Annotated in this window: 22 protein-coding genes and 1 pseudogene; 12 read left to right on the top strand and 11 right to left on the bottom strand. The window is 66.8% G+C overall.

Going from position 1 to position 25,140, the window contains the following annotated elements; genetic code table 11:
• The first annotated feature begins 44 nt into the window (after nucleotides 1–44).
• Together AC1RL5_RS16875 and AC1RL5_RS16870 are read left to right on the top strand one after the other, a co-directional pair.
• On the top strand, nucleotides 45–251 hold the full coding sequence (locus AC1RL5_RS16875) for a DUF6021 family protein (protein WP_015634945.1): 207 nt from the start codon (nucleotides 45–47) through the stop codon (nucleotides 249–251).
• A gap of 95 nt (nucleotides 252–346) precedes the next feature.
• Nucleotides 347–532 carry a DUF2188 domain-containing protein gene (locus AC1RL5_RS16870; RefSeq protein WP_011060459.1) on the top strand — a complete coding sequence of 62 codons (186 nt, stop codon included), beginning with the start codon at nucleotides 347–349 and terminating at the stop codon, nucleotides 530–532.
• A 94-nt stretch (nucleotides 533–626) separates the two neighbouring features.
• Here the strand turns inward: AC1RL5_RS16870 and AC1RL5_RS16865 are convergent, their stop codons facing one another.
• The 5 genes from AC1RL5_RS16865 to AC1RL5_RS16845 all read right to left on the bottom strand — a co-directional run bounded on the left by AC1RL5_RS16865 (nucleotide 627) and on the right by AC1RL5_RS16845 (nucleotide 5,980).
• Nucleotides 627–1,151, bottom strand: a complete 525-nt coding sequence (locus AC1RL5_RS16865) for a hypothetical protein (protein WP_019095111.1) — start codon at nucleotides 1,149–1,151, stop codon at nucleotides 627–629.
• A gap of 50 nt (nucleotides 1,152–1,201) precedes the next feature.
• Nucleotides 1,202–1,804: a hypothetical protein gene (locus AC1RL5_RS16860; protein ID WP_072451500.1), complete on the bottom strand. Its 603-nt coding sequence runs from the start codon at nucleotides 1,802–1,804 to the stop codon at nucleotides 1,202–1,204.
• Between the two features lie 50 nt (nucleotides 1,805–1,854).
• Entirely contained in the window at nucleotides 1,855–2,268 is a 414-nt protein-coding gene (locus AC1RL5_RS16855) for an LIC_13387 family protein (protein ID WP_011060460.1), read from the bottom strand.
• Nucleotides 2,269–2,388: 120 nt separating this feature from the next.
• On the bottom strand, nucleotides 2,389–4,161 hold the full coding sequence (locus AC1RL5_RS16850) for an acyl-CoA dehydrogenase C-terminal domain-containing protein (protein ID WP_019095108.1): 1,773 nt from the start codon (nucleotides 4,159–4,161) through the stop codon (nucleotides 2,389–2,391).
• A gap of 196 nt (nucleotides 4,162–4,357) precedes the next feature.
• On the bottom strand, nucleotides 4,358–5,980 hold the full coding sequence (locus tag AC1RL5_RS16845) for an acyl-CoA synthetase (RefSeq protein ID WP_492589788.1): 1,623 nt from the start codon (nucleotides 5,978–5,980) through the stop codon (nucleotides 4,358–4,360).
• Between the two features lie 310 nt (nucleotides 5,981–6,290).
• Here AC1RL5_RS16845 and AC1RL5_RS16840 point away from each other — a divergent pair, with 310 nt between their 5' ends.
• Both AC1RL5_RS16840 and AC1RL5_RS16835 read left to right on the top strand, forming a co-directional pair.
• The gene (locus AC1RL5_RS16840; RefSeq protein WP_103408101.1) at nucleotides 6,291–8,192 is read left to right on the top strand and encodes a PAS domain-containing sensor histidine kinase; all 1,902 of its coding nucleotides are present in this window, start codon (nucleotides 6,291–6,293) and stop codon (nucleotides 8,190–8,192) included.
• On the top strand, nucleotides 8,189–8,824 hold the full coding sequence (locus AC1RL5_RS16835) for a response regulator transcription factor (RefSeq protein WP_072451495.1): 636 nt from the start codon (nucleotides 8,189–8,191) through the stop codon (nucleotides 8,822–8,824). The genes AC1RL5_RS16840 and AC1RL5_RS16835 overlap by 4 nt, the downstream gene beginning before the upstream one ends.
• Nucleotides 8,825–8,827: 3 nt before the next feature.
• Here AC1RL5_RS16835 and AC1RL5_RS16830 read toward each other — a convergent pair whose 3' ends face one another.
• The gene (locus AC1RL5_RS16830) at nucleotides 8,828–9,424 is read right to left on the bottom strand and encodes a TetR/AcrR family transcriptional regulator (protein WP_011060465.1); all 597 of its coding nucleotides are present in this window, start codon (nucleotides 9,422–9,424) and stop codon (nucleotides 8,828–8,830) included.
• A complete protein-coding gene (locus AC1RL5_RS16825) occupies nucleotides 9,417–10,268 on the bottom strand; it encodes a 3-hydroxybutyryl-CoA dehydrogenase (protein WP_011060466.1) in 852 nt (283 codons plus the stop codon). The genes AC1RL5_RS16830 and AC1RL5_RS16825 overlap by 8 nt, the downstream gene beginning before the upstream one ends.
• A 171-nt stretch (nucleotides 10,269–10,439) precedes the next feature.
• Here AC1RL5_RS16825 and AC1RL5_RS16820 point away from each other — a divergent pair, with 171 nt between their 5' ends.
• Nucleotides 10,440–11,453 carry an AraC family transcriptional regulator gene (locus AC1RL5_RS16820; RefSeq protein ID WP_492589786.1) on the top strand — a complete coding sequence of 338 codons (1,014 nt, stop codon included), beginning with the start codon at nucleotides 10,440–10,442 and terminating at the stop codon, nucleotides 11,451–11,453.
• 283 nt (nucleotides 11,454–11,736) lie between these two features.
• Here AC1RL5_RS16820 and AC1RL5_RS16815 read toward each other — a convergent pair whose 3' ends face one another.
• Nucleotides 11,737–13,626 carry a sigma-54-dependent Fis family transcriptional regulator gene (locus tag AC1RL5_RS16815; protein WP_072451493.1) on the bottom strand — a complete coding sequence of 630 codons (1,890 nt, stop codon included), beginning with the start codon at nucleotides 13,624–13,626 and terminating at the stop codon, nucleotides 11,737–11,739.
• A gap of 355 nt (nucleotides 13,627–13,981) precedes the next feature.
• Between AC1RL5_RS16815 and AC1RL5_RS16810 the strand changes: the two are divergent.
• The 6 genes and pseudogenes from AC1RL5_RS16810 to AC1RL5_RS16785 all read left to right on the top strand — a co-directional run bounded on the left by AC1RL5_RS16810 (nucleotide 13,982) and on the right by AC1RL5_RS16785 (nucleotide 20,223).
• Nucleotides 13,982–15,057, top strand: a pseudogene (locus tag AC1RL5_RS16810) (ATP-NAD kinase family protein).
• A gap of 2 nt (nucleotides 15,058–15,059) precedes the next feature.
• The gene (locus AC1RL5_RS16805; protein ID WP_019094732.1) at nucleotides 15,060–16,037 is read left to right on the top strand and encodes a thiamine pyrophosphate-dependent dehydrogenase E1 component subunit alpha; all 978 of its coding nucleotides are present in this window, start codon (nucleotides 15,060–15,062) and stop codon (nucleotides 16,035–16,037) included.
• 30 nt (nucleotides 16,038–16,067) lie between these two features.
• Nucleotides 16,068–17,081 carry an alpha-ketoacid dehydrogenase subunit beta gene (locus AC1RL5_RS16800; RefSeq protein WP_492589784.1) on the top strand — a complete coding sequence of 338 codons (1,014 nt, stop codon included), beginning with the start codon at nucleotides 16,068–16,070 and terminating at the stop codon, nucleotides 17,079–17,081.
• Nucleotides 17,081–18,193: an acetoin dehydrogenase dihydrolipoyllysine-residue acetyltransferase subunit gene (locus AC1RL5_RS16795; RefSeq protein ID WP_492589782.1), complete on the top strand. Its 1,113-nt coding sequence runs from the start codon at nucleotides 17,081–17,083 to the stop codon at nucleotides 18,191–18,193. Before AC1RL5_RS16800 ends, AC1RL5_RS16795 begins: the two co-directional genes overlap by 1 nt.
• Nucleotides 18,194–18,281: 88 nt before the next feature.
• Nucleotides 18,282–19,355, top strand: a complete 1,074-nt coding sequence (locus AC1RL5_RS16790) for a 2,3-butanediol dehydrogenase (RefSeq protein ID WP_228102375.1) — start codon at nucleotides 18,282–18,284, stop codon at nucleotides 19,353–19,355.
• Nucleotides 19,356–19,497: 142 nt separating this feature from the next.
• A complete protein-coding gene (locus tag AC1RL5_RS16785) occupies nucleotides 19,498–20,223 on the top strand; it encodes a hypothetical protein (RefSeq protein WP_015634963.1) in 726 nt (241 codons plus the stop codon).
• 114 nt (nucleotides 20,224–20,337) lie between these two features.
• On the opposite strand, the gene AC1RL5_RS16780 is transcribed toward AC1RL5_RS16785, so the two are convergent.
• Together AC1RL5_RS16780 and AC1RL5_RS16775 are read right to left on the bottom strand one after the other, a co-directional pair.
• The gene (locus tag AC1RL5_RS16780; protein ID WP_072451489.1) at nucleotides 20,338–21,624 is read right to left on the bottom strand and encodes an MFS transporter; all 1,287 of its coding nucleotides are present in this window, start codon (nucleotides 21,622–21,624) and stop codon (nucleotides 20,338–20,340) included.
• Between the two features lie 75 nt (nucleotides 21,625–21,699).
• Nucleotides 21,700–23,079 (bottom strand): M20 family metallopeptidase, encoded by a 1,380-nt coding sequence (locus AC1RL5_RS16775; protein ID WP_492589780.1) that lies wholly within the window; start codon nucleotides 23,077–23,079, stop codon nucleotides 21,700–21,702.
• Between the two features lie 116 nt (nucleotides 23,080–23,195).
• Between AC1RL5_RS16775 and AC1RL5_RS16770 the strand changes: the two genes are divergently transcribed.
• Nucleotides 23,196–24,080, top strand: coding sequence for a LysR family transcriptional regulator (locus AC1RL5_RS16770; RefSeq protein WP_072451718.1), 885 nt, complete (start codon nucleotides 23,196–23,198; stop codon nucleotides 24,078–24,080).
• A 138-nt stretch (nucleotides 24,081–24,218) separates the two neighbouring features.
• On the opposite strand, the gene AC1RL5_RS16765 is transcribed toward AC1RL5_RS16770, so the two are convergent.
• Complete coding sequence (locus AC1RL5_RS16765; RefSeq protein ID WP_125062913.1) at nucleotides 24,219–25,127, bottom strand: MurR/RpiR family transcriptional regulator; 909 nt, start codon at nucleotides 25,125–25,127, stop codon at nucleotides 24,219–24,221.
• Between the last annotated feature and the right edge of the window lie 13 nt (nucleotides 25,128–25,140).

The raw sequence follows: 25,140 nt of genomic DNA, 5'->3' as shown, positions 1-25,140 counted from the left end.
AACCCCTGTATCCGGCCTTTTCCAGGCTGGCACAGGAGCTGCCCATGACTGCCAAGAACCCCACGGGGCCGCGCTCGTCCGAGCATGCCTCGAATCATCATGACCCGGGTTTCGACCCCGATTCGCCAGACCTGGCCGACCCCCAGGTAGACCCGGTAGGCCCGGCCAGGGCACCCCTGGACCGCCCTGAACCCGAGCACCGGCGCAAGCGTTCGCGGGCCTACGATCCCCTGGCCAACCTGAAGAAATGACCCGGCGCGCCGACATGCGGCAGTCGCCGGGCGGTGTGGCGGGTGTAAGGTAAAACGCCCAAGCCCCAGGCTCGCCGAGGAAAAAGGAGGTATCCATGAGCACGCCGCTGCTGAACAAACTGCAGATCAACGGCTATCAGGTCTTGAGCGTCAACCACGGGCCCTGGAAGGTCTGCACGCCGGGTGACCGGCTTGCTACCTTCGGCACCCGGGAAGAGGCCATGGCCTTTGCCGCCGCCCTGCCGGCGCGCAGGCAACGACCGGCCGCCACCGGTGGCTAGCGCCCAGGCAGGAAAAAAGCCCCGACCGGTTCGGGGCTTTTTTATGCCCGGCCGGGGGCATGGCCGGACGGGGCGAGGGCGCAGCGGGGCGCAATTACGGCTGCATGAAACTCAGCAGCGGGAGGATGAAGGCTGCAGCCAGGGCCAGTGCCCACAGGGTCTGCAGAAACAGCTCATCGGCGTTGTCGGCGGCGGGCCGCGGGGCGAGGCGGCGGCGCCAGTAGAAGTACAGGCCGCTGACCACGAACACACAGGTGATGCCCATCATGTACTCCAGCTCCCACTTCTGGGGGCTGATGGCCAGGCTGCCGTCCTGGTCATCCGGGTAGTCGAGCCGCCACCAGGCGCCCAGCAGCAGCGGCACCAGCCCGGCCAGGAGCCAGGCCAGGCGCGCGCCGGGCATCCGGGTCAGCAGGGTCACGGCCAGGCCGATCAGGCACAGCACCCAGACAAAGAGGTACAGCTGAAAGCCCATGGCCCCACCGAACAGCGTGCTGCTGACATCCCGCGGCTGCATCATCTGCACGTCGCACAGCAGCATCAGCGACAAGGGCGCGGCAACGACGATCCAGCACAGAGGGCGGTAGAGCCACAACCACAGGGTAAACAGGCGAGACATGGGCACACTCATCGAGGTTTGGTGAAGCAAGAAAGAGGCGGGGTTGACGGTCAGTCGACAATGACCCGGGTGCCAGGGCCCAGGCACAGGCTCAACTGTTCGCCGGCCCGGTTGAAGGCGCAGTACGGCAGGGGCGCCTTGCTGGCATTGACCAAGGGGGGGATGAAGAAGCCCCCCAGCAATACCGCCCATGCAATCCGCAACGACAGCTCACGGAGGGTGGCGGGGGCTCTCGGCTTGAGCCGCTGCTGGTGCATCAGGTAGATGCCGCTGTAGACCAGGGCGAAACCGAAGACCATCACATAGTCCAGCTCCCGGGCCTGGATGCTGAAGATCAGGTTGCCGTCGAAATCATCCGGGTAGTGGATCCGCCACCACAGGCCCAGCAGCAACTGCACCAGCCCACCGATGATCCAGGCCAGGCGGGCGCCGGGCACCCGGGTCAGCACGGCCAGGCCCAGGCCGATGACGCTGAAGGCCCAGCCGCCCAGGTACAGCATGAAACCCATGGAGCCGCCGAACAGCGTGCCGCCGACTTCCCGGGGGACGATCAGGTGCAGGTTGCAACGGATCATGGTGGCCAATTGTGCGGCCACGGCGATCCAGCACAGGAGGTAGTAGAGCCGGGACCAGAAGGTGTGCAGGGGCGACATGCAGAGACTCGAAAAAAACAGGGCCGATGAGAGTGTGTGGTGGGCTGGGTTCAAACCAACGGCAAACCGCAGGCAACCGCGAACAGCGCCAGGGCGATGCTGATGCCCGCCAGGGGAATGCGAAACCAGTAACGGATGGCCAGCACCCACAGGCTGGCGAGAAACCCCAGGCCGATCAGCAGCAAGCCACGGGCCTCCAGCAGCAGGGCCGGGTGCAGCCAGGCGAGGTAGCCATAGACCAGGCCGAACAGCATGGCGCCCAGGCTGTGGCTGGCGTTGAAGCCGACCCAGGCCCGCCACAGGCTGGTCTGGCGGGTGATCATCGGTGACACCTGGCGCATGCGTTCGGCCAGGGCCGGGTCCCGGGGCTGGAATTTGTCGGTGGCGAAGGTGTAGATCAGGTGCAGGGTGCCGAGCAGCAGCACGATGGCTGAGCTGGCGATGATCAGGGCGGGGGCCAACACGTTTCTTCCTTGGGCGGTGCTCGGGTGCGCGGAGTATGCCGGGCCGCCCGGGGTTTTGCACCTGCGGGCGGTGGTTTTTTGCCAGCACGGGGCAGGGCGCCGGGCGCCCTGCCCAGGGGCTCAGAAGTGCTCGGCGTCGAGGCCGAACAAGGAGGCGCTGCCGGCGCGGATGCTCTGCTCCAGGCTGAGGATGCGCGGCAGCATGCGGCTGAAGTAGAAGCGCGCGGTGGCCAGCTTGGCACCGTAGAAACCGTCGTCCTCGGAACGCTTGTGCTCGGCCACCTGGGCCATGCGCGCCCACAGGTAGGCGTAGGCCACGTAGCCGAACAGCTGCAGGTATTCGACGCAGGCGCTGCCCACTGCGTGGGGGTTCTGCGCCGCCTGTTCACGCAGCCAGTCGCTGAGGTCTTCCAGGCGCTGCACCGCATCCAGCAGCTCGGCGGCGTAGGCGGCGCCGGGCAGGTAGGCGTAGTCGCGGATCTCGCCGGTGAACAGGCGCAGGGCCACGCCGCCGTTGCCCACCACCTTGCGCCCCAACAGGTCCAGGGCCTGGATGCCGTTGGTGCCTTCGTAGATCTGGGCGATGCGCACATCCCGCACCAGTTGCTCCTGGCCCCATTCGCGGATGTAGCCGTGGCCGCCGAAGATCTGCTGGCCCAGCACGCAACTGTCCAGGCCGGTGTCGGTGAAGAACGCCTTGGCCACGGGGGTCAGCAGCGCCACCAGGGCCTCGGCGTTGTGCCGCTCATGGGGCTGGTCGGCGAACTTGGCCAGGTCCAGTTGCTGGCCGACATAGCTGGCGAAGGCCCGGCCGCCCTCGGTCATGGATTTCATCGACAGCAGCATGCGCCGCACATCGGGGTGGACGATGATCGGGTCGGCGATCTTGTCCTTGGCCACCGGGCCGGCCGGGGAGCGGCTCTGGATGCGCTCGCGGGCGTAGGTGCGGGCGTTCTGGTAGGAGTTCTCGGCGCAGCCGATACCCTGGATGCCGATGGACAGGCGCTCGTAGTTCATCATGGTGAACATCGCCGCCAGGCCCTTGTTGGCCTCGCCGATCAGCCAGCCGCTGGCGCCGTCGAAGTTCAGCACGCAGGTGGCCGAGGCCTTGATGCCCATCTTGTGCTCGATGGAACCACAGCTCACCGCGTTGGCCGCACCGAGATTGCCGTTGGCGTCCACATGGATCTTCGGCACCAGGAACAGCGAGATGCCCTTGGGCCCGGCCGGGGCGTCCGGCAGCTTGGCCAGCACCAGGTGGATGATGTTCTCGGTCAGGTCCTGCTCGCCGCCGGTGATGAAGATCTTGCTGCCGCTGATGCGGTAGCTGCCGTCGGCCTGGGGCTCGGCGCGGGTGCGGATGATCCCCAGGTCGGTGCCGGCGTGGGCCTCGGTGAGGCACATGGAACCGGCCCAGCGGCCTTCGTACATCGGCGGCAGGTACAGCTGTTTCAGCGCTTCGCTGGCGTGGGCATCGATGGCCAGGCAGGCCCCGGAGCTCAGGGCCGAGTACAGGGCGAAACTGGAATTGGCGGCGTAGAGCATTTCCTCGAACTGCACCGCGAGCATCTTCGGCATGCCCATGCCGCCGTAGGCCGGGTTGCCGCTCAGGCCGACCCAGCCGCCCTGGATATAGGTGCTGTAGGCCTCCTTGAAACCGGCCGGGGTGCGCACCTGCCCGGCGTGCCAGCTGGCGCCTTCCTCGTCGCCGCTGCGGTTGAGCGGGGCGATCAGGTTGCCGGTGACCTTGGCCGCTTCTTCGAGAATGGCGTCGGCGGTGTCGCCGTCCACGGTATCGGCCAGGGCCGGCAGGCGGGCCCAGAGCTTGGGTGCGTTGAACACTTCATGCAGGACAAAGCGCATGTCGCGCAGCGGAGCGTTGAATTCGGGCATTGCAGGAACCTCGGGCAAAAGTGGAGGTTGAGCGGCCTCGGCCGCATGAATCGACAACGAAAACCCCGCCACCATGTAGGAGCCGGCTTGCCGGCGAAGGGGCCCGCAAGCCATGCATCGCCCTGGCCGACGCCTTCGCTGGCAAGCGAAGCGCCGCCCGGCCAGCTCCTACAAGGGCTGGGTAGGTGTATTCAGGCTAGAGGTTTTTCGCCATGTCGCGCAGGACGAACTTCTGGATCTTGCCGGTGGAGGTCTTGGGCAACGGGCTGAAGACCACGGTACGCGGTACCTTGAAGCCTGCCAGGTGCTCGCGACAGAAGGCGATGATCTCGGCTTCGCGCACGTCCTGATGATCGGCCTTGAGGGTGATGAAGGCACAGGGCGTCTCACCCCATTTTTCATCGGGCCGGGCCACCACCGCCGCTTCCAGCACCGCCGGGTGGCGATAGAGCACGCCTTCCAGTTCGATGGTGGAAATGTTCTCGCCCCCGGAAATGATGATGTCCTTGAGCCGGTCGCGGATCTCCACGTAGCCGTCCGGGTGGGTCACCCCCAGGTCGCCGGTGTGGAACCAGCCGCCCTCGAAGGCTTCGGCGGTGGCCGTGGGGTTCTTCAGGTAGCCCTTCATCACGGTGTTGCCGCGCATGAAGATCTCGCCGATGGTCTGGCCGTCCCGGGGCGTGGGTTCGAGGGTTTTCGGGTCGGCCACCATCACCCCTTCCAGGGTCGGGTAGCGCACGCCCTGGCGCGACTTGATCTGCGCCCGCTGTTCCAGGGCCAGTTCATCCCAGGCGGCGTGCCAGGCGCACAGGGTCACCGGGCCATAGACCTCGGTCAGGCCGTAGACGTGGGTCACCTTGATGCCCATTTCCTCCACCGCGCCGATCACCTTGGCCGGCGGCGCGGCCCCGGCCACCATGGCGTTGACCGGGTGGTCGATGGCCGCCTTGGCGGTGTCGGGCATGTTCACCAGGGCATTGAGCACGATGGGCGCGCCGCACAGGTGCGTGACCTGGTGCTCGCGGATCAGGTCGAGGATCTTCTGCGGGTCGACCCGGCGCAAAAACACATGCACCCCGGCGAGGGCGGTGACGGTCCAGGGGTAGCACCAGCCGTTGCAGTGGAACATCGGCAGGGTCCACAGGTACACCGGGTGGTTGCCCATGGCCCAGGTCATCTGGTTGCCCAGGGCGTTGAGGTAGGCGCCGCGGTGGTGATAGACCACGCCCTTGGGGTTGCCGGTGGTGCCTGAGGTGTAGTTCAGGGCGATGGCCTGCCACTCGTCATCGGGCCACTGCCAGGCAAACTCGGGATCGCCCTCGGCCAGGAACGCTTCGTAGTCCAGCTCGCTGACCGGCTGGCCCTCGCCGTACTCCGGGTCGTCGAGGTCGATCACCAGGGGCGGGTGATCGAGCATGGCCACGGCGGCGTGGATCACCTCATGGAACTCGCGGTCGGCGATCAGCACCTTGGCTTCGCCGTGGGCCAGCATGAAGGCGATGGCCTCGGCGTCCAGGCGCACATTGAGGGCATTGAGCACGGCGCCGATCATCGGCACGCCGAAGTGTGCTTCGAGCATTGCCGGGATGTTGGGCAGCATCACCGCCACCGTGTCGTTCTTGCCGATGCCGCGCCCGGCCAGGGCCGAGGCCAGGCGCCGGCAGCGGCTGTAGGTCTGGGCCCAGGTGCGACGGATCGAACCGTGGATCACCGCCGGGTAATCGGGGTAAACCGCAGCGGTACGCTCGATGAAGCTCAAGGGGGAGAGGGCGATATGGTTGACGGCAGTCGGCGCCAGGCCTTGCTCGTAGATGGACATGGTTCGGGTACCCGGTGGCTGATTATTAGCTCTATTGGCCGAGGCTTGGGTAGCGCGTGCTGTGTACCTGGGGGCACTGACTGTAGGAGCCGGCTTGCCGGCGAAAGCGATCCCACGGGCCTCTTCGCTGGCAAGCCAGCTCCTACGTTCGGCGTTGCTTACAGGTACGCAGCACACCCAGCGAAAGCTCGGTGACTTATCCGGGGTCTTTTATATACTGTTTGTCGATTGATATGGAAGTACTACCTGAGTTGTATAGTGGTTATACTATAAAAAGAACCTATCCTTCCGGCCGCGAGACTGATCGACCATGCCCGACTCTACCCACCTGCGTCACTGGCTGCGCCTGCAGCGTGAAGGCCAGTTGCCGGACTCGCCCTGGCTCGGCCACGACCCGCAACCCAGCCTGCTGCTGGACGCCCAGGCGCAGCCGCTGGACCTCAACCCGGCACTGCGCCAGTGGTTGGACGATGCTGCCACTGGCGATCTCGCGGCCCTGCTGCCGGTCAACCACCCGGCCCTGGTGCGGGCCTGCCTGGAACAGCAGCGGGCCATCGAGCAGGTGGAAGCCCAGTGGGGCGAGCGCATCCTGCTCTGGAGCTTTATCCCCGATCCGCATCGCCAGCGGGTGCTGGCGCGCTGCCAGGAAGCCACGGCCCAGGTCCGGGCCGAGCGCGAGTCGGCCAAGGCCCGGCGCCTGTACCGCCTGATCACCGAAAACACCACTGACCTGATTTCCCGGCACACCCCGGACGGCAGCTTCCTCGACGCCTCGCCGGCCTCCTGGACCCTGCTCGGCTACTGGCCCGAGCAACTGCGCGGGCGCCTGGCCCGCAGCCTGTTCCACAGCCAGGACCTGGCCGGGCTGATGCAGCGCACCCGCGATGCCCTGGAGCAGGACGGCTACCACACCATGACCTATCGCATCCGCCATCGCGACGGCCACTACCTGTGGTTCGAAACCGCCTGCCGCGGCATTCGCGACACCTACACCGGCACCGTGGTGGAAGTGGTGGCGGTGTCCCGGGACATCACCGCCCGGGTCCAGGCCGAAGAGAACAAGCGGCGCCTGGCGGAAGTGGTGGAGGCCAACCCCGACCCGGTGCTGTTCATCCAGCCCGGCGGCGCGGTGACCTACCTCAACCCGGCGGCGCGGCGCACCCTGGGGCTCGGCGACGGGCAGGCAATGCCGCCACTGGCGGCCATTCTCAGCGCTGCGGTACTCGACAGCCTGCAACGCGAAGGCTGGGACCGCGCTGAACACAGCGGCCGCTGGAGCATCGAGGCGCGCCTGCAACCGCCGGCCGGCGGCGCCTCGGTGCCGGTCTCGCTGATGCTCCTGGCCCACCGCGCGGCCAGTGGCGAGCGTTTCTACTCCCTGGTGGCCCACGACCAGAGCGAGCGCGAACTGCGCGAAGCCCAGCAGCGCCATCACCAGGACGAACTGGCCCACACCGCGCGCCTGGTGACCCTGGGCGAACTGGCCTCGGGTATCGCCCACGAGATCAACCAGCCGCTGGCCGCAGTGGTCAACTACGCCAATGCCAGCCAGCGCTACTTGCAGGCCCTGGGCACCCAGCCCGAGGCCGCCCGCAAGGTGGCCCAGGGCCTGGAACGGATTGCCGAGCAGGCGACCCACGCCGCCGAAGTGATCAAGCGCCTGCGGGCCTTTTTGCGCAAGGGCGGGCGCCGGGTGCAGGCCCTGGACATCGCCGAAGTGGCCCGGGAAACCGTGCGCCTGTGTGCCTGGGAAGCCCAGGCCAGCCAGGTGACGATCGACTTGCAGCTGGCGGATAATCTGCCGCCGGTGTACGCCGACCGGGTGCTGCTGGAGCAGGTGCTGCTGAACCTGCTGCGCAACGCCATCGAGGCCAACCGCGAAGTGCATGGGCAGCAGGGCTCGCACATTGTGCTGGCCGCCGAGGCGACGGCCGAAGGCGGGGTGCAGATCAGCGTCAGCGACCAGGGCCCCGGTGTCTGCGCCGAGCAACTGCCGCAGCTGTTCACCCCGTTCTACACCAGCAAGGCCAATGGCCTGGGGCTCGGGCTGTCCATGAGCCGCAGCATCGTCGAGGGCTTTGGCGGCGACTTGCAGGCCCAGCCCCAGGCCGTCGGCCTGCGCATGTGCTGCCGGCTGCCGGCCAGTGCCCCGGCCGACCCCTCGGCAACGTCCCAGGCAACTTCCCCCGCAATGACAGGAGCAAGGCAATGACAAGTGAGGCGCAGCAACTGGTGTACGTGGTCGACGACGACCCGGGCATGCTCGACTCCACCGTCTGGCTCCTGGAGTCGGTGGGGCTCAAGGCGCTGCCCTTCACCAGTGGCCGCGAGTTTCTCGAGCACTGCGACCCGAGCCTGAACGCCTGCGTGCTGCTGGATGTGCGCATGCCCGGCATGGGCGGGCTGAACGTCCAGGAAGAGCTGCGCCAGCGCGATATCCGCCTGCCGCTGATCTTTGTCAGCGGCCACGCCGACGTGCCCATCGTGGTCCGCGCGTTCAAGGCCGGGGCGGTGGACTTCATCGAAAAGCCCTACAACGAACAGCTGTTGCTGGACAGTGTGCAGCAGGCCCTGAGCCGCGCCGACCGCCATCAGAACCAGAGTGCCGGGCAGGCCCGGGTGCAAGGGTTGCTGGAGAGCCTGACGCCACGGGAGAAAGACGTGTTGCTGCCGCTGGTGCAGGGCTACACCAACCGGGAAATTGCCGAGCAACTGGGGGTCAGCATCAAGACCATCGACCTGTATCGCTCACGGGTGATGAAACGCATGCAGGCCGAACACCTGCCGGAACTGGTGGGCATGGCCATTGCCGCCGGGCTGGTAGACCCGCTGCAGCTGCGCTGAGGCTCAGGCCACCGCGCTGCGCACGGGCACGCCGCCCAGCAGCCGCTCGATGGCGCCGCTCAGCAGGTTTTCCAACAGGGCTTCGCGTTCACGCTCGGCCAGGGGTTGTTCGCTGAACCAGCTAGGGGCGCTGTTGAGCAGGTTGGCCAGGGCATGGGCAGCGGCGCGCTGCGCCTGTGGGCCAAGGCCGGTCGGGGTGCCCAGCAACTGCACCAGCTGTTGTTCGTAGCGTTCGCGCAATTGCCCGACCCGCAGTTGCTGGTCGGGATTGAGGCAGCCGCTGTCGCGCTCCACCAGGCGGAAATGCCGCGGCAATTCCCGATGCAGCTTCAGGTGGGCGCGGATCAGCGCCGGTAGGCAGTCGCCCTGCAACTTGCGCCGTTGCAGGCGCTTGAGGGTGCTGTGCAGCTCATCGAAGAACTCCTCGATCAGGTCCAGCAACAGGTGCTGCTTGCTCGGGTAATGGTGGTACAGCGAGCCCGGGGTCAGCCCCAGATGGCTCGCCAGCTCACGCATGCCGACCTGGCCGAAGCCCTTGCTGGCGAACAGCTCCAGGGCCTTGTCGCGGCTTTCGGCAAAGCGTGAGCAACGCTCAGCCATAGTGATGGAAACCCCGACCGGTCTTGCGCCCCAGGTAGCCGGCGGCAACCATTTCCTTGAGCAGCGGCGCGGGGCGGTACTTGCTGTCGTTGAAGCCGTCGTAGAAGGCTTCGAGGATCGCCAGCAGGGTGTCCAGGCCGATCAGGTCGGCCAGGGCCAGCGGGCCGATCGGCTGGTTGCAGCCCAGGCGCATGCCCGCGTCGATGTCCTCGGCGCTGGCCAGGCCTTCCTGGAACACCAGGATCGCCTCGTTGATCATCGGCACCAGGATGCGGTTGACCACAAAACCCGGGCGGTTGCCGGCGGTGATCGCGGTCTTGCCCAGGCGCTGGGCCATGTCCATGGCCAGGGCGTGGGTCGCGTCGCTGGTCTGCAGGCCGCGGATCACTTCGATCAGGCCCATCACCGGCACCGGGTTGAAGAAGTGCAGGCCGATGAACCGCTCGGGCGCGCTGACGCTGGCGGCCAGTTGGGTGATCGACAGCGACGAGGTGTTGGAGGCGATCACGCACTCGGCGCTGACCTGGGCGGCGATCTGCTGCAGCACCTTGAGCTTGAGGTCGAGGTTCTCGGTGGCGGCTTCGATCACCAGTTGCGCATCCTTGAGCACGCCGTAGTCGGTGCTGATGCGGATCCGGCCCAGGGCGGCGAGCTTGTCGTCTTCGCCGAGGGTGCCCTTGCTCACCTGGCGGTCGAGGTTCTTGCCGATGGTGGCCAGGGCCTTTTCCAGGGCGCCCTGGGCGATGTCCAGCAGGGTCACGTCAAAGCCCGCCTGGGCGCAGACCTGGGCGATGCCGTTGCCCATGGTGCCGGCGCCGATCACCCCGATATTCGCAAGATTCATCTTCAGCTCTTCCTTTGTTCATTGCCTTCGCGGAGCATGGCGCGGTTGCCTTGCACAGCGCGTTATCCAGCGCGAGTCTAGAGCCCGGCGCGGTGGCCGGCCTATGCCGAAAGCGGTCAAGCGTGCTGGCGTTTTTTGCCATAGGTCCAGCTACGGGAGCACAGCCTCTACATGCGTGAATCGGATTCGGTCGCGGTCTACTTTGTCCGGGTGATGACCCACGCCCTGCGCCAGCAGCCGGCGCGGCTGGCGGCCGTGCTGCGCGAGGCCGGTATCGATCCGGCGTTGCTCGACCAGCCCCGGGCGCGGGTGCCCGGCAGTGCCTTTGCCGCCCTGTGGCTGATCCAGATCCGCGAGTTGCAGGACGAATTCTTCCAGCTCGACTCCCGGGGGATGCCGCCGGGGGCCTTTGCCCTGATCTGCCGCGGGCTGATCCAGGAGCCCAATCTGGAAAAGGCCCTGCGCCAATGCCTTAACAACTTCGGCCTGTTCCTGCGGGACGTCCGCGCCAGCCTCAGCCTGCGGGGCAAGCGTGCGGTGATCAGCCTCGACAGCCGCTGCGCCGACCCGCTGCGCAGCCACTACGCCGAGGAAACCCTGCTGGTGCTGGTCATCAGCCTGTTGTGCTGGCTCGGTGGGCGACGGATTCCCATCGACCGCGCCGACTTTCGCCATTCGCGCCTGAGTCTCAGCGACGATGCGCTGCTGTGGGGCAGCAACCTGAGCTGGAACGCCGGGCGCACCGAGATCGAATTCGCCAGCCGCTTCTTGCGCCTGCCGGTGGTCCAGGACCTGGCCTCGCTCAAGGTGTTCCTGCGCAGCGCGCCGCAGTGGCTGGTGATCCGCTTTCGCAACCAGCACGGGCTGACCCGCCAGGTGCACCAGCGCCTGCGGGGCAGCCACTACAGCCAGTGGCCGACCCTGGAAGCCTTCGCCCGCGAAGTGCAGATGAGCGCCAGCACCCTGCGCCGGCGCCTGGAGCGCGAGGGCGGCTCGTACCAGGAAATCAAGGATGAAGTGCGCCGCGGTGTCGCCGTTGAACTGTTGCGCCGCACCAGCGTCAGCATCAGCGAGATTGCCGAACTCACCGGCTTCCAGGAGCCCAGCGCCTTCCACCGCGCGTTCAAGAAATGGACCGGCGAAAGTCCCGGGCGCTACCGCGCCCGCCTCAACCTACCCCTGTAGCCGCTGCCGCAGGCTGCGCAGGAGACGCGGGGACTTCCAAGGCGCTGAAGATTCGGCGGGAGACCGCCAAGCAAGGCCCTGCGGGCCTTTGCGCAGCTTCGCCAAGGCTCAGCAGCGGCTACACAGACGGCAGGGTGCGCAGGGCCGGTTCTTGTAGCCGCTGCCGCAGGCTGCGAACGGCTCCGCAGGAGACGCGGGGCCTGCTAAGGCGCTGAAGATTCGGCGGGAGATCGCCAAGCAAGGCCCTGCGGGCCTTTGCGCAGCTTCGCGGGCTCAGCAGCGGCTACAGGGGGTATCCATTCGGGGTTGGGGGGCTGCGGCCGGGCATCTGGATGCCGTGCTGTTGCACGCGGCGGTACAGGGTGGCGCGGGAAATGCCCAGGGCCTTGGCCGCCGCCACGGGTTTCCAGCGGTGGCGCACCAGGGCATCCAGCAGGGCCTGGCGCTCGGGGCTGGTGGCGGTTTCCAGGGCGGGCAGGGCGCCTTCGGCCTCGGCGCCGCGCAGTTGTTCGGGCAAGTCATGCAGTTGGATCAGCGGCCCTTCGCACACCGCGCAGGCGTAGCGCAGCACATGGCGCAATTGCCGCACGTTGCCCGGCCAGCGGTAGCCCAGCAGGCATTCCAGTGCCGCATTGCCCAGTTGCACCGGCGCACCGCAGCGCTTGGATTCCTCTTCGACAATCCGGGTGATCAGCGCCAGCCGGTCGCTGCGCTCGCGCAGCGGTGGCAACTGAAAGCGCGCGCCGCCGAGGCGGAAATACAGGTCCTCGCGAAAGCTGCCCTCGGCCACCAGCGCCTCCAGATCGCGGTGGGTGGCGCAGATCACCTGGATATCCACCGCCTTGCGTTGCGCGGCCCCCAGGGGCGCCACTTCACCCTCGGCTAGCACCCGCAGCAGGCGGGTCTGCAAGGCCAGGGGCATGTCGCCGATCTCATCGAGGAACAGGGTGCCGCCATCGGCCTGTTGCAGCAGGCCCTGCATGCCCTTGTTCGAAGCGCCGGTAAAGGCCCCGGCGACGTAGCCGAACAGTTCGCTTTCGATCAGGTTCTCGGGAATCGCCGCGCAGTTCACCGCGACAAAGGGCCGGTCCCGACGCTGGCTGGCCTGGTGCAGCTGGCGGGCGAAGACTTCCTTGCCGGAACCGGTCTCGCCCTGGATCAGCACCGGCAGGTGGCGGTCCTTGACCCGCACCGCCAGGCGCAGGCTCTGTTCCACCCGCGGGTCCAGCGGTTCTCCGGCCAGGCTCAGGCGCGGGCGCTGTGCCGGGCGCCTTGGCGCTTGCAGGCGGCCGTGGAGGTTGTCGGAAAGGGGGCACAGGGCTTCGTCGCGGGCGCGCTGCAACAGCTGCGGGTCGAACACCTGGGCGATGTGCTGCGGCAAGCGGCCATAGCGGCGCAGCAGGTAATGGCGCGCCGCCGGGTTGAGCGCGCGCAGGCAACCGTCGTCGTCCCAGGCCAGCAGGTAATCCGGCTGGCTGTCGACATAGCCGGGGCTGGCATGGGCCCGCAGCACCCAGTAGCCCTGGGCGCTGTTCATGAAGAACGCCTGTTCGATCTCCCGCGCGCTCTGCACCACCATCTGCCGGATCAGGTGCTGGGAACGGCGGTCGTCCGGGGAACGCACCGCCGACACGTCCAGCACCCCCAGCAGCTCGCCCTGGGGGTCGAACACCGGGGCGGCGGAACAGGTCAGGCCGATGAACGCGGCGCGAAAGTGGTCGCGCTTGTGCACGGTGATCGGCGTGCGCGCGGTGAGCACCGCCGCCACGCCGCAGGTGCCTTCTTCACCCTCCGACCAGCAGGTGCCCAGGTACAGCCCGGCCTTGCGGCAGTCGTTGCGCAGGGTGGACTCCACCCGGTAGTCGATGGTCTGGCCCTGGGCGTCGGTGAGCAGCACGCAGTAGTCGGCGTCGCGCACCCGGCCATGCAGGCGGGCCACTTCTTCGCTGGCGATGCGCAGGAACAGCTCGGAACGCTCGCGGCATTCCTTGAGCACGTTTTCGGACAGGATGCGCGGCCCCTGCAGCGAGCCGGGGTCCAGTTGGTGCTGCTCCATGGAGCGGCGCCAGGAATCGAGGATCAGGCTCGGCACCGGCGCCTGGGGCAGGTGATCGGCGTTTTTCAGGACCCGGCTGACGCAGTCCACATGGGCTTTTGAATGTGCGGAAAGCATGAAGGCCTCCGGTTGCAGCTTCTTATCGTTGTGGGCGCATTAAGCGCCGATCCGCGGCTCCCGACAAGCACCGGGCGGCGCCTTGGGGGCGCTGAGACGCAACGTCTCAGGGTCTCGCCAAGGCCCCGTGCAGCCTGACATGCAACGTCTCAGGCGCAGGGCTTCCCGATACCTGCAGGCGAGGGCAACAGCCGCTCTGCCACGGGCCTTTGCAGCGGTTTTTCCATAACTGGCACCGGCCTTGCTCTGGCTCTTGGCAACCAGTTCTCGGTAACCCGCGCCGACTGGCCCATCGAAGAATAAGAACGAGGTGCCCGATGTTTTCTCCTGCCTGTGCTCCGCCCGCGGTGAGTCCATGAGCCGCCGCCCCCTCACTGTCGGCATCATCGCCAACCCGGCTTCGGGCCGTGATGTGCGCCGCCTCACCGCCAACGCCGGCCTGTTCTCCAGTACCGACAAGGTCTCGGTGATCCAGCGCCTGCTGGCGGCCTTCGGCGCCACCGGCATCACCCAGGTGCTGATGCCCACCGACATGACCGGCATCGCCGCCGCGGTGCAGAAGAACAGCCGCAGCCGCCAGGCCCGGGAGCAGCACTGGCCGGCCCTGGAGTTTCTCGACCTGACCCTGCGCCAGAGCGTCGAGGACACCCGCCGGGCGGCGCGCTGGATGGCCGAGCGCGAGGTGTCGCTGATCGCCGTGCTCGGTGGCGACGGCACCCACAAGGCGGTGGCCGCCGAGGTTGGCGACATTCCGCTGCTGACCCTGTCCACCGGCACCAACAACGCCTTTCCGGAGCTGCGCGAAGCCACCAGCGCCGGGCTGGCCGGTGGTCTCTACGCCAGCGGCCGGGTGCCCGCCGAGATCGCCCTGCGGCGCAACAAGCGCCTGCTGGTGCGCGAACCGACCCGAGGCCTGTGCGAGGTGGCCCTGGTGGATGTGGCGGTGTCGCCCCTGGCCTTTGTCGGTGCCCGGGCCATCAGCCGCGCCAGCGATCTGGCCCAGGTCTTCGTGACCTTCGCCGAGCCGCAGTCCATTGGCATTTCCGCGCTCTGCGGGCTGTGGTTGCCGGTCACTCGCCAGGAACCCCACGGCGCCTGGATGCGCCTGGACCCGCAATCCCCCGAGGCGCTGCTGGTGCCCCTGGCTCCCGGCCTGCTGCAGGGCTGCGGGGTGCTGGAGGCCGGCTACCTGCAACCCGATGTGCCCCAGCCCCTGTGCCTGAACGCCGGCACCCTGGCCCTGGATGGCGAGCGCGAGATCGAGTTCAACCCCCACGACCGGCCCACGGTCACCCTGGATGCCGGCGGCCCGCTGAGCATCGACGTCAACGCGGTCCTGGAATACGCGGCGCGCCAGCGCCTGCTGGCCATCGACCGCGATCACCGGCAACACCCCGTGAACCTTCAGTCCGAAGACACCCTGGAGAATAAAAATGTCGACACCCCTGACCACTGACCAGTTGCTCCACGCCTACCGGGTGATGCGCACCATCCGCGCATTCGAAGAACGCCTGCACGTGGAATTCGCCACCGGCGAGATCCCCGGTTTCGTCCACCTCTATGCCGGGGAAGAAGCCTCGGCCGCCGGAGTCATGGCCCACCTGCGGGACGACGACTGCATCGCCTCCAACCACCGTGGCCACGGCCATTGCATCGCCAAGGGCGTGGACGTCTACGGGATGATGGCGGAGATCTACGGCAAGAAGACCGGGGTCTGCCAGGGCAAGGGCGGCTCTATGCACATCGCTGATTTCGAGAAGGGCATGCTCGGCGCCAACGGCATCGTCGGTGCCGGTGCGCCGCTGGTGGTGGGCGCGGCCCTGGCCGCCCGGCTGCAAGGCACCGACGGTGTGTCGGTGGTGTTCTTCGGCGACGGCGGCTCCAACGAAGGCGCGGTGTTCGAGGCCATGAACATGGCCTCGGTATGGAACCTGCCGTGCCTGTTCATCGCCGAGAACAACGGCTACGCCGAAGCCACGGCGTCCAACTGGTCGGTGGCCTGCGACCACATTGCCGACCGCGCCGCCGGTTTCGGCATGCCCGGGGTAACGGTGGACGGTTTTGATTTCTTCGCCGTGCACGAAGCCGCCGGCGCCGCCGTGGAGCGGGCCCGGGCCGGGGAGGGGCCGTCGCTGATCGAGGTCAAGCTGACCCGCTACTACGGCCACTTCGAGGGCGACGCCCAGACCTACCGCGCCCCCGACGAGGTCAAGCATTACCGCGAGCACAACGACTGCCTGATGCAGTTCCGCGAGCGCACCACCCGTTCGGGCCTGGTGCAGGCCAGCCAGCTGGACCAGATCGATGCCGACGTGGAAGCGCTGATCGAAGACGCGGTGCGCAAGGCCAAGACCGACCCCAAGCCGAGCCCCGCCGACCTGCTCAGCGACGTCTACGTCGCTTATCCATAACGCCCCACAGAACAACAAGAGACCACCATCATGGCGAGAAAAATCAGTTACCAGCAGGCCATCAACGAAGCCCTGGCCCAGGAAATGCGGCGCGACCCCAGCGTGTTCATCATGGGTGAAGACGTGGCGGGCGGCGCCGGCGCCCCCGGCGACAACGACGCCTGGGGCGGCGTGCTCGGGGTGACCAAGGGCCTCTACCATCAATTCCCCGGGCGGGTGCTGGACACCCCGCTATCGGAGATCGGCTACGTCGGCGCCGCGGTCGGCGCCGCCACCCGTGGCGTGCGCCCGGTGTGCGAGCTGATGTTCGTCGACTTCGCCGGCTGCTGCCTGGACCAGATCCTCAATCAGGCGGCGAAGTTTCGCTACATGTTCGGTGGCAAGGCCCAGACCCCGCTGGTGATCCGCACCATGGTCGGCGCCGGCCTGCGCGCCGCAGCCCAGCACTCGCAAATGCTGACCTCGCTGTGGACCCACATCCCCGGGCTGAAAGTGGTCTGCCCCTCGTCGCCCTACGACGCCAAGGGCCTGCTGATCCAGGCGATCCGCGACAACGACCCGGTGATCTTCTGCGAACACAAGCTGCTCTACAGCCTGCAGGGCGAAGTGCCGGAGGAGTCCTACGCGATTCCCTTCGGCGAGGCCAACTTCCTGCGCGACGGCAAGGACGTGACCCTGGTGTCCTACGGGCGCACGGTGAATACCGCCCTGGACGCGGCCCGCAGCTTGGCCGGGCGCGGTATCGACTGCGAGGTGATCGACCTGCGCACCACCAGCCCGCTGGATGAAGACAGCATCCTGGAAAGCGTAGAGAAGACCGGGCGCCTGGTGGTGATCGACGAAGCCAACCCGCGCTGCTCCATGGCCACCGACATCTCGGCCCTGGTGGCGCAGAAAGCCTTCGCCTCCCTCAAGGCGCCGATTAAAATGGTCACCGCGCCCCACACCCCAGTGCCGTTCTCCGACGCCCTGGAAGACCTGTACATCCCCGACGCGGCGAAGATCGAAAAAGCCGTGTTAACCGTGATCGAGTGGAGCCGCTGATGAGCCAGATCCATACCCTGACCATGCCCAAGTGGGGCCTGTCGATGACCGAGGGCCGGGTCGATGCCTGGCTCAAGGAAGAAGGCCAGAGCATCAGCAAGGGCGATGAAGTGCTGGACGTGGAGACCGACAAGATCTCCAGCAGCGTCGAGGCGCCGTTCTCCGGCATCCTGCGTCGGCAGATCGCCCGCCAGGACGAGACCCTGGCGGTGGGCGCGCTGCTGGGCATCGTGGTCGATGGCGAAGCCAGTGACGCCGAGATCGACGCGGTGATCGAGCAGTTCCAGGCCAGCTTCGTGCCCGGCGACAGCGCCGATGAAGACAGCGGCCCGGCGCCGCAGAAGGTCGAACTGGGCGGCCGCCTGATCCGCTATTTCGAGCGCGGTGAAGGCGGTACGCCGCTGCTGCTGGTGCACGGCTTTGGCGGCGACCTCAACAACTGGCTGTTCAACCACGAAGCCCTGGCCGCCGGGCGCCGGGTGATCGCCCTCGACCTGCCGGGCCATGGTGAGTCGGCCAAGGCCCTGCAACGGGGCGACCTGGATGAATTGAGCGAAGTGCTGCTGGCGCTGCTGGATCACCTGGAGATTCCCGTGGCCCATCTGGTGGGCCACTCCATGGGCGGCGCGGTGTCCCTCAACACCGCGCGGCTGGCGCCGGACCGCGTGCGCACCCTGACCCTGATCGGCAGCGCCGGGTTGGGCCGCGAGATCAACGGCGACTACCTGCAAGGTTTTGTCGAGGCCAGCAACCGCAATGCGCTGAAGCCGCAGCTGGTGCAGCTGTTCTCCAACGCCGAGCTGGTGAACCGGCAGATGCTCGACGACATGCTCAAGTACAAGCGCCTGGAAGGGGTGCAGGCGGCCCTCGGGCAGTTGGCCGGCAACCTGTTCGCCGACGGCCGCCAGCAGGCCGACCTGCGCCCGGTGGTGCAGGACGGCCCGCAGCCGGTGCTGGTGATCTGGGGCAGCGACGACCGGATCATTCCGGTGAGCCACAGCGCCGATCTCAAGGCGCAGATCGAGGTGCTGCCGGGGCAGGGGCACATGCTGCAGATGGAAGCGGCGGAGCAGGTCAACCGCCTGATCCTCGACTTTATCCAGCAGCACTGAGGTGTTCTGCGGCGGCCAGGGGGCCGTCGCAGCTCTACAAGAATAAGGAGAAGCCAAGATGAGTGTTTCCCTCAAGCCTGTTCCCAGCATGCGTGCCGCGGTCTGGCACGGCCGCCACGATATCCGCGTCGAAGACGTACCGCTGCCCGACGCGCCGCCTGCCGGCTGGGTGCAGATCCGCGTGGATTGGTGCGGGATCTGCGGTTCCGACCTGCACGAATACGTGGCCGGGCCGGTGTTCATTCCGGTGGACGCACCGCACCCGCTGACCGGGATCAAGGGCCAGTGCATCCTCGGCCACGAGTTCTGCGGCGAAATCGTCGCCCTGGGCGAAGGGGTCCAGGGTTTCAGCGTTGGCCAGCCAGTGGCCGCCGACGCCTGCCAGCACTGCGGCACCTGCTACTACTGCACCCACGGGCTGTACAACATCTGCGAAAACCTGGCCTTTACCGGGCTGATGAACAACGGCGCCTTCGCCGAATTGGTCAACGTGCCGGCCAACCTGCTGTACGCCTTGCCGGCCAACTTTCCCGCCGAGGCCGGAGCGCTGATCGAGCCGCTGGCGGTGGGCATGCACGCGGTGAAAAAAGCCGGCAGTTTGTTGGGGCAGAACGTGGTGGTGGTCGGCGCCGGCACCATCGGCCTGTGCACCATCATGTGCGCCAAGGCCGCCGGCGCGGCCCAGGTGATCGCCCTGGAAATGTCCGGCGCGCGCAAGGCCAAGGCCCTGGAGGTGGGCGCGACCCACGTGCTCGACCCCAAGGAGTGCGATGCCCTGGCCGAGGTCAAGCGCCTGACCGGCGGGCTGGGGGCCGATGTCAGCTTTGAATGCATCGGCAACAAGCACACCGCCAAGCTGGCCATCGACCTGATCCGCAAGGCCGGCAAGTGCGTGATGGTGGGGATATTCGAAGAGCCCAGCGAGTTCAACTTCTTCGAGCTGGTGGCCACCGAGAAAACGGTGCTGGGGGCCCTGGCCTACAACGGTGAGTTCGCCGATGTGATCGCCTTCATCGCCGATGGCCGGCTGGATATTTCGCCTCTGGTGACCGGGCGCATCCAGCTGGAAGAGATTGTCGGCCAGGGCTTCGAGGAACTGGTCAACAACAAGGAACACAACGTCAAGATCATTGTTTCTCCCGGTCAGTTGCGACGCTCGTAAGCGAGCGATTTGGCGATGGTCGGTAGCGGCCATCGCACTTTTTTACAGTTTTGCGTTCTATCACCAGGCCTGGCCGCGCCGATCCCCGCCGCAGCCCGTGAATTCCGACCCGGTGCCGATGGCCTACGCTCCCTCTTCTTGCATGATGCAAACCCGATTTCAGCGCCTGTTCCTGGTGGCGCTGCTGATGCTTGGCGCCACAGCCTGTACCCAGCAGCAAGGGCGCGATATCGCCAAACAGTTTCGTGAAGGCAAGCCTGACGAATTCTTCCAGACCAGCGTTGACCGCATGGCCACCATCGGCATGCGCGACAACCTGCAGAGCCTGTACCTGCTGATGGGCAAGCTCTACCTGCGCAACCCCAGCCAGTGGCGCAAGTCGGGGTTCCCCGATGGCACCACGGCCCAGCGCGAGATCCGCAATGCCATCGAAAAGCGCCAGCCGCTGCCGGCCCTGGGGGATCGTCGCGACCTGGCGGCCCTGAGCTATTCCCTGAGCCCGGAGTTCCAGGGCGATCGGGTGGGGGCCTTCATCTATGCCATTGGCAGCATGCTGGTGACCGCCCATGGCGGGCGCACCGAGTTCTACATGACCGATACCATCGACCCGCAGTTCATCAGCAACGCCGCGCGCAATATCGAGAAGGCCACCTGGCTGCTGAGCCAGCGCCAGGATGCCAATGGGGTGCTGTTGCTGTTCTCCAACGAGATTTCCGAGGAGGGCAGCAACCTGAGTTTTGCCGTGGAGTTCGGCAAGATCGTCGCGCGCCTGGATTTGCTCACGCAGATTCTCGATGAGCGCTACCGGCGGGTGGGGTTCAATTACGCGCAGAGCCTGCTGCTGATGAATTTCTTGCCGGTGCAGTAGGAGCTGGCTTGCCAGCGAAGGCGTCCGTCCAGGCGCTGCATGTCTCGCGGGCCTCTTCGCCGGCAAGCCGGCTCCTACGCGCGCTTTTGCCCCGCGCAAAAAAACGGTCGCATTTCAGGTCATGCCGAGTTTCTTGCGGGCCATCAACAGGGCTACGACGCTCAACGCTGCCGCCAGCATCAGGTAGAAACTCGGTGCCAGTGGCGAGCCGGTCAGGGCAATCAATCCGGTGGCGATCACCGGGGCAAAACCGCCGAAGATCGTGACCCCCAGGTTGTAGCTCAGGGACATGCCGGTGACCCGGGTGCGCACCGGGAAGATGTCCGCCATCAGCGACGGCAGCGGGGCGAAGTACACCGCCTTGATCAGGGCCATCAGCGCCACCACCAGCAGCAGCGAACTGGCACTGGGGCGGCTGTTGAGCCAGAAGAACGCCGGCAGGATCGCCACGGCGTAGAGCACCGCCGCTGTCAGCATGATTTTCAGGCGTCCGATATGGCCGGACAGGTAGCCGACAATGGGCGTGACGAAGGTCAGGATCAGGCCGCCGGTGAGGGTCGCCAAAAAGCCCGAGGACTGGGAAATGTCCAGGCGGGTGGCGGCGTAGGAGGGCATGTACTGGATCATGTAGTTCGAGGCGGTGGACACCACCAGGGTGCCCATGGCGATCAGCAGCAGGGTCTTTTGGCTGATCAGCACTTCGCGCAATGGGCGTTCCCCTGGTTCGCTGGCCTTGAAGTCCGGCGACTCGTCCACCGTACGGCGGATGTACAGGCCCACCGGGCCCAGCAGCAGGCCGAAGAAGAACGGCACGCGCCAGCCCCAGTCGAGCATTTGCTGGGCATCGAGGTGCTTGGTCAGGAAGTAGCCGAAGGTCGAGGCGATGACCACGCCAAAGCCCTGGCTGGCGAATTGCAGGCTGGCGACAAAGTGCCGGGTGCGCGGCGGCGCGTGTTCCAGCATGAAGGCGGTGGAGGTGCCGAACTCGCCACCGGCGGAGAAGCCTTGCAGCAGCCGGGCCAGGAGGATGCCGATCGGCGCGGCGAGGCCCAGGGTGGCGTAGCTGGGCATGATGGCGATCAGCAGGGTGCCCGTCAGCATGATCAGGATCGACAGGGTCAGGGCCTTCTTGCGGCCCCGGCGGTCGGCGTAGGAGCCCAGTACCGCCGCGCCCAGGGGGCGGATCAGGAACGAGATGCCGAAGGTGGCGAAGGCCAGCAGCAGGGAGAAGGTCGGGTCGGTGGTGGGAAAGAACACCTGGCTGATGGTCAGGGCGAAGTAGGCGTAGATCGACAGGTCGAACCACTCCAGGGTGTTGCCGATCAGGGCGGCGCCTATGGGTTTCCACAGGGCCTTGGGTTCGACCCGGGTCGCGGTCGAGGTGGTGGCTAACGCTGTCATACAGGACGCTCCTGCTTATTGTTGGATTTTGAGCGACAGGTGCCCGGCCAGGGCCGGGCGGGGTAAGCGATGGCCTCAGGTCCGGGGCAGGTCCCCCAGGTCCCAGAACAGGGCCGTCATGATCTCCAGGCCTTCACGAATCACCGGCAGCAGCAGGTGTTCGTCCGGGGCGTGCTGCGAACAGCCGGGGTAGGAGTGGGGAATCCACAGGGTCGGCAGCCCCAGCACTTCGGCGAAGATGTCGTTGGGCAGGGTGCCCGCCAGGTTCGGCAACAGCGCCAGGCGCTGCGCACTGCTACCTGCAATCGAGGTCTTGGCGAACCTGACCCAGGGGTTGTCCGGGTCCAGGCGGGTGGCCGGGGAGCAGCGCTCCATGACGATCTCCACCTGGCTGAAACCTTCGCGATCCAGGTGCGCCCGCAGCAGGCTTTCCAGCTGCTGCCAGGGCGTGCCGAGGACAAAGCGCAATTGGCAGAAGGCCACGGCCCGGGGCGGAATCGCGTTCACCGGTTTTTGCGGGTTGCCGGTGCTGAAGGCGAGGATTTCCAGGGTGTTCCAGGCGAACAGGCGCTCGCCCAGGGTCAGCCCCGGTTCGCCCCAGTGTTCGTCCAGAGGGCGGCCCAGGGACTCGCGCTGGATCTCCAGGTCGGCGATGGCGGCGCGCACGTTGTCGGGAATGTTCGCCGGCAGCAGTTCGCGGCAGCGGATGCGGCCGTTCTGGTCCACCAGGCTGGCCAGGGCGTTGGCCAGTACCACGCCGGGGTTGCTCATCACCCCGCCCCAGTTGCCCGAGTGCAGGCCCTTGTCCCGGGTGTTGACCTCCAGGCGGAACTGCGCCGAGCCGCGGGAGCCGAGGAACAGCGTCGGCCGGGCCTGATTCAGCCGTGGGCCGTCGGAGGCGATGAACACATCGGCCCGCAACAGTTCGCGCTGCTCCTGGCACAGCTGGCGCAGCCCCGGGGAACCGGCTTCCTCGCCCATCTCGAACAGCAGCTTGAGGTTGAAACCCAGGCGCCCGTCGCGGGCCTTTAGCACTTGCTCCAGGGCGGTCAGGTTGATGCTGTGCTGGCCCTTGTTGTCGGCGGTGCCACGGCCGTACCAGCGTTCGCCCTCCAGGGTCAGTTGCCAGGGATTCAGGCCCGCGCGCCACTGCTCGGCGTAACCCGGCACCACATCGCCGTGGCCGTAGCTGAGCACCGTGTGCAGGGCCGGGTCTTCCAGGCGCGTGGCAATCAGGAACGGCCCACCGGCCTCGGGGTTGGCCAACATGTGGCAGTCGAAGCCAAGGCGCTGCAGCAGCGGCTGGATTTCCTCCAGCAGGTAGCGCGGCAGTTCATCGGCATGGGCCGGGTCCTGGCTGTCACTGCGAAACGCCACCCGGCGTCGCAGGTCCTGTTCAAAATGGCCGTCGGCCAGGTACTGGCGAACGCCGGCGAGGGCAGCTTGCTTGGTCATTGCAACTCCGGTCGGGCAAGGGAACGGGCCCATGGTGGAGTTGGCAAAGGCATCTGTATATTGCTGTTTTTTGAAGGCATGATTCTAAAAATTGGATGCCTGGCAAGGGGATGCAGATGGACTATCGGTATTTTCTGGCGGTGATCGATGCCGGCTCCCTGGCCGCGGCGGGGGAGCGTTTGCACATCGCCCCCAGCGCGGTGAGCCGGCAGATCGCCCTGCTGGAAGAGAGCGTTGGCGTGGCGCTGTTCGAGCGGCGCCCGCGGGGCATGCAACTCACCGCCGCTGGCGAAGCCCTGGCCGAACACGCCCGGCGCACCTGGCTGGAACAGGAGAACATCCTCGCCGAACTGCGGGGCGAGGGTTACCCGGGGGCCAAGGTGATCCGCCTGGTATCCACCGAGGGCCTGTCGCGGTATTTCCTGCCCCGGGTGCTGCTGGAGCATTACCGCCTGCGGCCCGGAGCCGAGTACCGCCTGGACGTGATCTCGCCCCACGAGTGCGTGCAGCGCATTCGTCGGGGCGAGGCGGACGTGGGGCTGACCTTCAGCACCGAGCCGGTGGAGGGGGTCAATGTGTGCTATTCGATCCGCTCGCCGATTCGCGCCCTGATGCGCGCCGGGCATCCGCTGGCCAGCGCCGGGGTGCTGTCACTGGAGCAGGTGCAGGCGTTTCCCGTGGCCTTGACGCCCAAGGGCACCACCCAGCGGCAACTGCTGGATCTGGTGTGCCAGATGGACGGCCTGAGCTTCGATCAGGTGATGACCTGCAACTTTTCCGGGGCCCTGCATGAGTTTGTGCGCCAGTCCGATACGGTGGCCTTTGCCAGCGCCATCAGTGGCGAGGGACGGGGGATGGATGGGCTGGTATCGGTGCCGCTGTCCAACCCGCGCTTGGGCGATCGGGACATTCAGGTGCTGACCATGCCCAAGCGGGTGTTGCCGCAGAGCCTGGCGTTCTTTATCGAGACCTTGATTGCGCGGTTGCAGCAGGAGGGCTGAGGGCGCTTGCCCCGCTTGAGCGGGCGGGAGCCGCTGCAGGCCGCGTGGGGCGCAACCCTGGATGGGGGGCGGCGCCGTGCACCTTGGCTCGGGCCTGTCGAGTGCAGCACCGGGCTTTCTGGCAAAACCGCACCGCCCTCACTTTTTCAGCGATTTGCCGTGGCTGGGAATGTGCAGGTACGACATCACGCTTTCCGTCAGCTCGGTGGCCAGTTTCACCGCTTTTTCGTTGCGCGCCATGACACCGGCGACCAGGCCTTCGATCAAGGCCAGCACGGCAATATTGGAACTGGTCAGTACCGGGTGGTCGCACGGCGCAAACAGTGTGTGCTCGGCAATCGCGGTGAGTGGCGAGGCGGGGGAGTCGGTAATGGCCAGGACCGTTGCCCCGCGTTCGTTGGCAAAGCGCGCCAGTTGCAGGGTGTCGAGGGAATAGCGGGGCAGGGAGATGGCCAGCAGCACATCCTGATCCGTGATTGCGGCGAGCCGGTACGCGGCGTTTTCGTTGCCACCCTCCATGCTGATGGCCGTGGCGTCGGCGCAGAAGGGCATCAGGGTCGCAGCGGCGAGGCCGGCCAGGTAGACGCTGTTGCCAAACCCCAGAATGTAGATCTTGCGGGCCGTGGTCAGGCGGCTGATGAAGGCATCGAAGCTGTCAGCGTGGTTGCTGGTCGTGGCTGTGGCCAGGTTGCTGCCGGCGCTCTGCAACTGCTCGTGCAGGCCGAACGCACCGCCCGGGCGCAGCGCCAGTTCGTTGCGCAGCTTGTCCACCGGCGACACCATCTGCTGCAAGGTGGCGACCAGCTCGGCCTTCATGCCGCTGTATCCACCCAGGTCCAGTGCCTTGGCCAGGCGGTTGACGGCGGCGGGGGAGGTCAAGGTTTCGTGAGCCATCTCCTCGATGGTCAGCGTCGCGGCCTTGAGCGGGTGGCGCAGGATGAAGTCCGCCACCTTGCGCAGCGACGGCGGCAGCTCGGCAACGATTTCCGTCAGTTTGCGCATGACCGGTGCGGCATAGATCGTGGTGTCTTTCGATGAACTTGGCATGTCCGGCTCGACA

The sequence above is a fragment of the Pseudomonas sp. GW822-FHT06D10 genome (assembly GCF_058799535.1).
This window is presented reverse-complemented; position numbering and strand designations above follow the sequence as displayed.

What these genes read in the sequence shown, in the direction of transcription:
- AC1RL5_RS16840 (WP_103408101.1), top strand. Translation starts at nt 6,291, where the DNA reads ATGCCCGACTCTACCCACCTGCGTCACTGGCTGCGCCTGCAGCGTGAA.
- AC1RL5_RS16775 (WP_492589780.1), bottom strand. Translation starts at nt 23,079, where the DNA reads ATGACCAAGCAAGCTGCCCTCGCCGGCGTTCGCCAGTACCTGGCCGAC.
- AC1RL5_RS16865 (WP_019095111.1), bottom strand. Translation starts at nt 1,151, where the DNA reads ATGTCTCGCCTGTTTACCCTGTGGTTGTGGCTCTACCGCCCTCTGTGC.
- AC1RL5_RS16845 (WP_492589788.1), bottom strand. Translation starts at nt 5,980, where the DNA reads ATGTCCATCTACGAGCAAGGCCTGGCGCCGACTGCCGTCAACCATATC.
- AC1RL5_RS16835 (WP_072451495.1), top strand. Translation starts at nt 8,189, where the DNA reads ATGACAAGTGAGGCGCAGCAACTGGTGTACGTGGTCGACGACGACCCG.
- AC1RL5_RS16850 (WP_019095108.1), bottom strand. Translation starts at nt 4,161, where the DNA reads ATGCCCGAATTCAACGCTCCGCTGCGCGACATGCGCTTTGTCCTGCAT.
- AC1RL5_RS16790 (WP_228102375.1), top strand. Translation starts at nt 18,282, where the DNA reads ATGCGTGCCGCGGTCTGGCACGGCCGCCACGATATCCGCGTCGAAGAC.
- AC1RL5_RS16800 (WP_492589784.1), top strand. Translation starts at nt 16,068, where the DNA reads ATGGCGAGAAAAATCAGTTACCAGCAGGCCATCAACGAAGCCCTGGCC.
- AC1RL5_RS16825 (WP_011060466.1), bottom strand. Translation starts at nt 10,268, where the DNA reads ATGAATCTTGCGAATATCGGGGTGATCGGCGCCGGCACCATGGGCAAC.
- AC1RL5_RS16780 (WP_072451489.1), bottom strand. Translation starts at nt 21,624, where the DNA reads ATGACAGCGTTAGCCACCACCTCGACCGCGACCCGGGTCGAACCCAAG.
- AC1RL5_RS16875 (WP_015634945.1), top strand. Translation starts at nt 45, where the DNA reads ATGACTGCCAAGAACCCCACGGGGCCGCGCTCGTCCGAGCATGCCTCG.
- AC1RL5_RS16830 (WP_011060465.1), bottom strand. Translation starts at nt 9,424, where the DNA reads ATGGCTGAGCGTTGCTCACGCTTTGCCGAAAGCCGCGACAAGGCCCTG.
- AC1RL5_RS16815 (WP_072451493.1), bottom strand. Translation starts at nt 13,626, where the DNA reads ATGCTTTCCGCACATTCAAAAGCCCATGTGGACTGCGTCAGCCGGGTC.
- AC1RL5_RS16765 (WP_125062913.1), bottom strand. Translation starts at nt 25,127, where the DNA reads ATGCCAAGTTCATCGAAAGACACCACGATCTATGCCGCACCGGTCATG.
- AC1RL5_RS16860 (WP_072451500.1), bottom strand. Translation starts at nt 1,804, where the DNA reads ATGTCGCCCCTGCACACCTTCTGGTCCCGGCTCTACTACCTCCTGTGC.
- AC1RL5_RS16870 (WP_011060459.1), top strand. Translation starts at nt 347, where the DNA reads ATGAGCACGCCGCTGCTGAACAAACTGCAGATCAACGGCTATCAGGTC.
- AC1RL5_RS16805 (WP_019094732.1), top strand. Translation starts at nt 15,060, where the DNA reads ATGTCGACACCCCTGACCACTGACCAGTTGCTCCACGCCTACCGGGTG.
- AC1RL5_RS16795 (WP_492589782.1), top strand. Translation starts at nt 17,081, where the DNA reads ATGAGCCAGATCCATACCCTGACCATGCCCAAGTGGGGCCTGTCGATG.
- AC1RL5_RS16820 (WP_492589786.1), top strand. Translation starts at nt 10,440, where the DNA reads ATGCGTGAATCGGATTCGGTCGCGGTCTACTTTGTCCGGGTGATGACC.
- AC1RL5_RS16785 (WP_015634963.1), top strand. Translation starts at nt 19,498, where the DNA reads ATGATGCAAACCCGATTTCAGCGCCTGTTCCTGGTGGCGCTGCTGATG.
- AC1RL5_RS16770 (WP_072451718.1), top strand. Translation starts at nt 23,196, where the DNA reads ATGGACTATCGGTATTTTCTGGCGGTGATCGATGCCGGCTCCCTGGCC.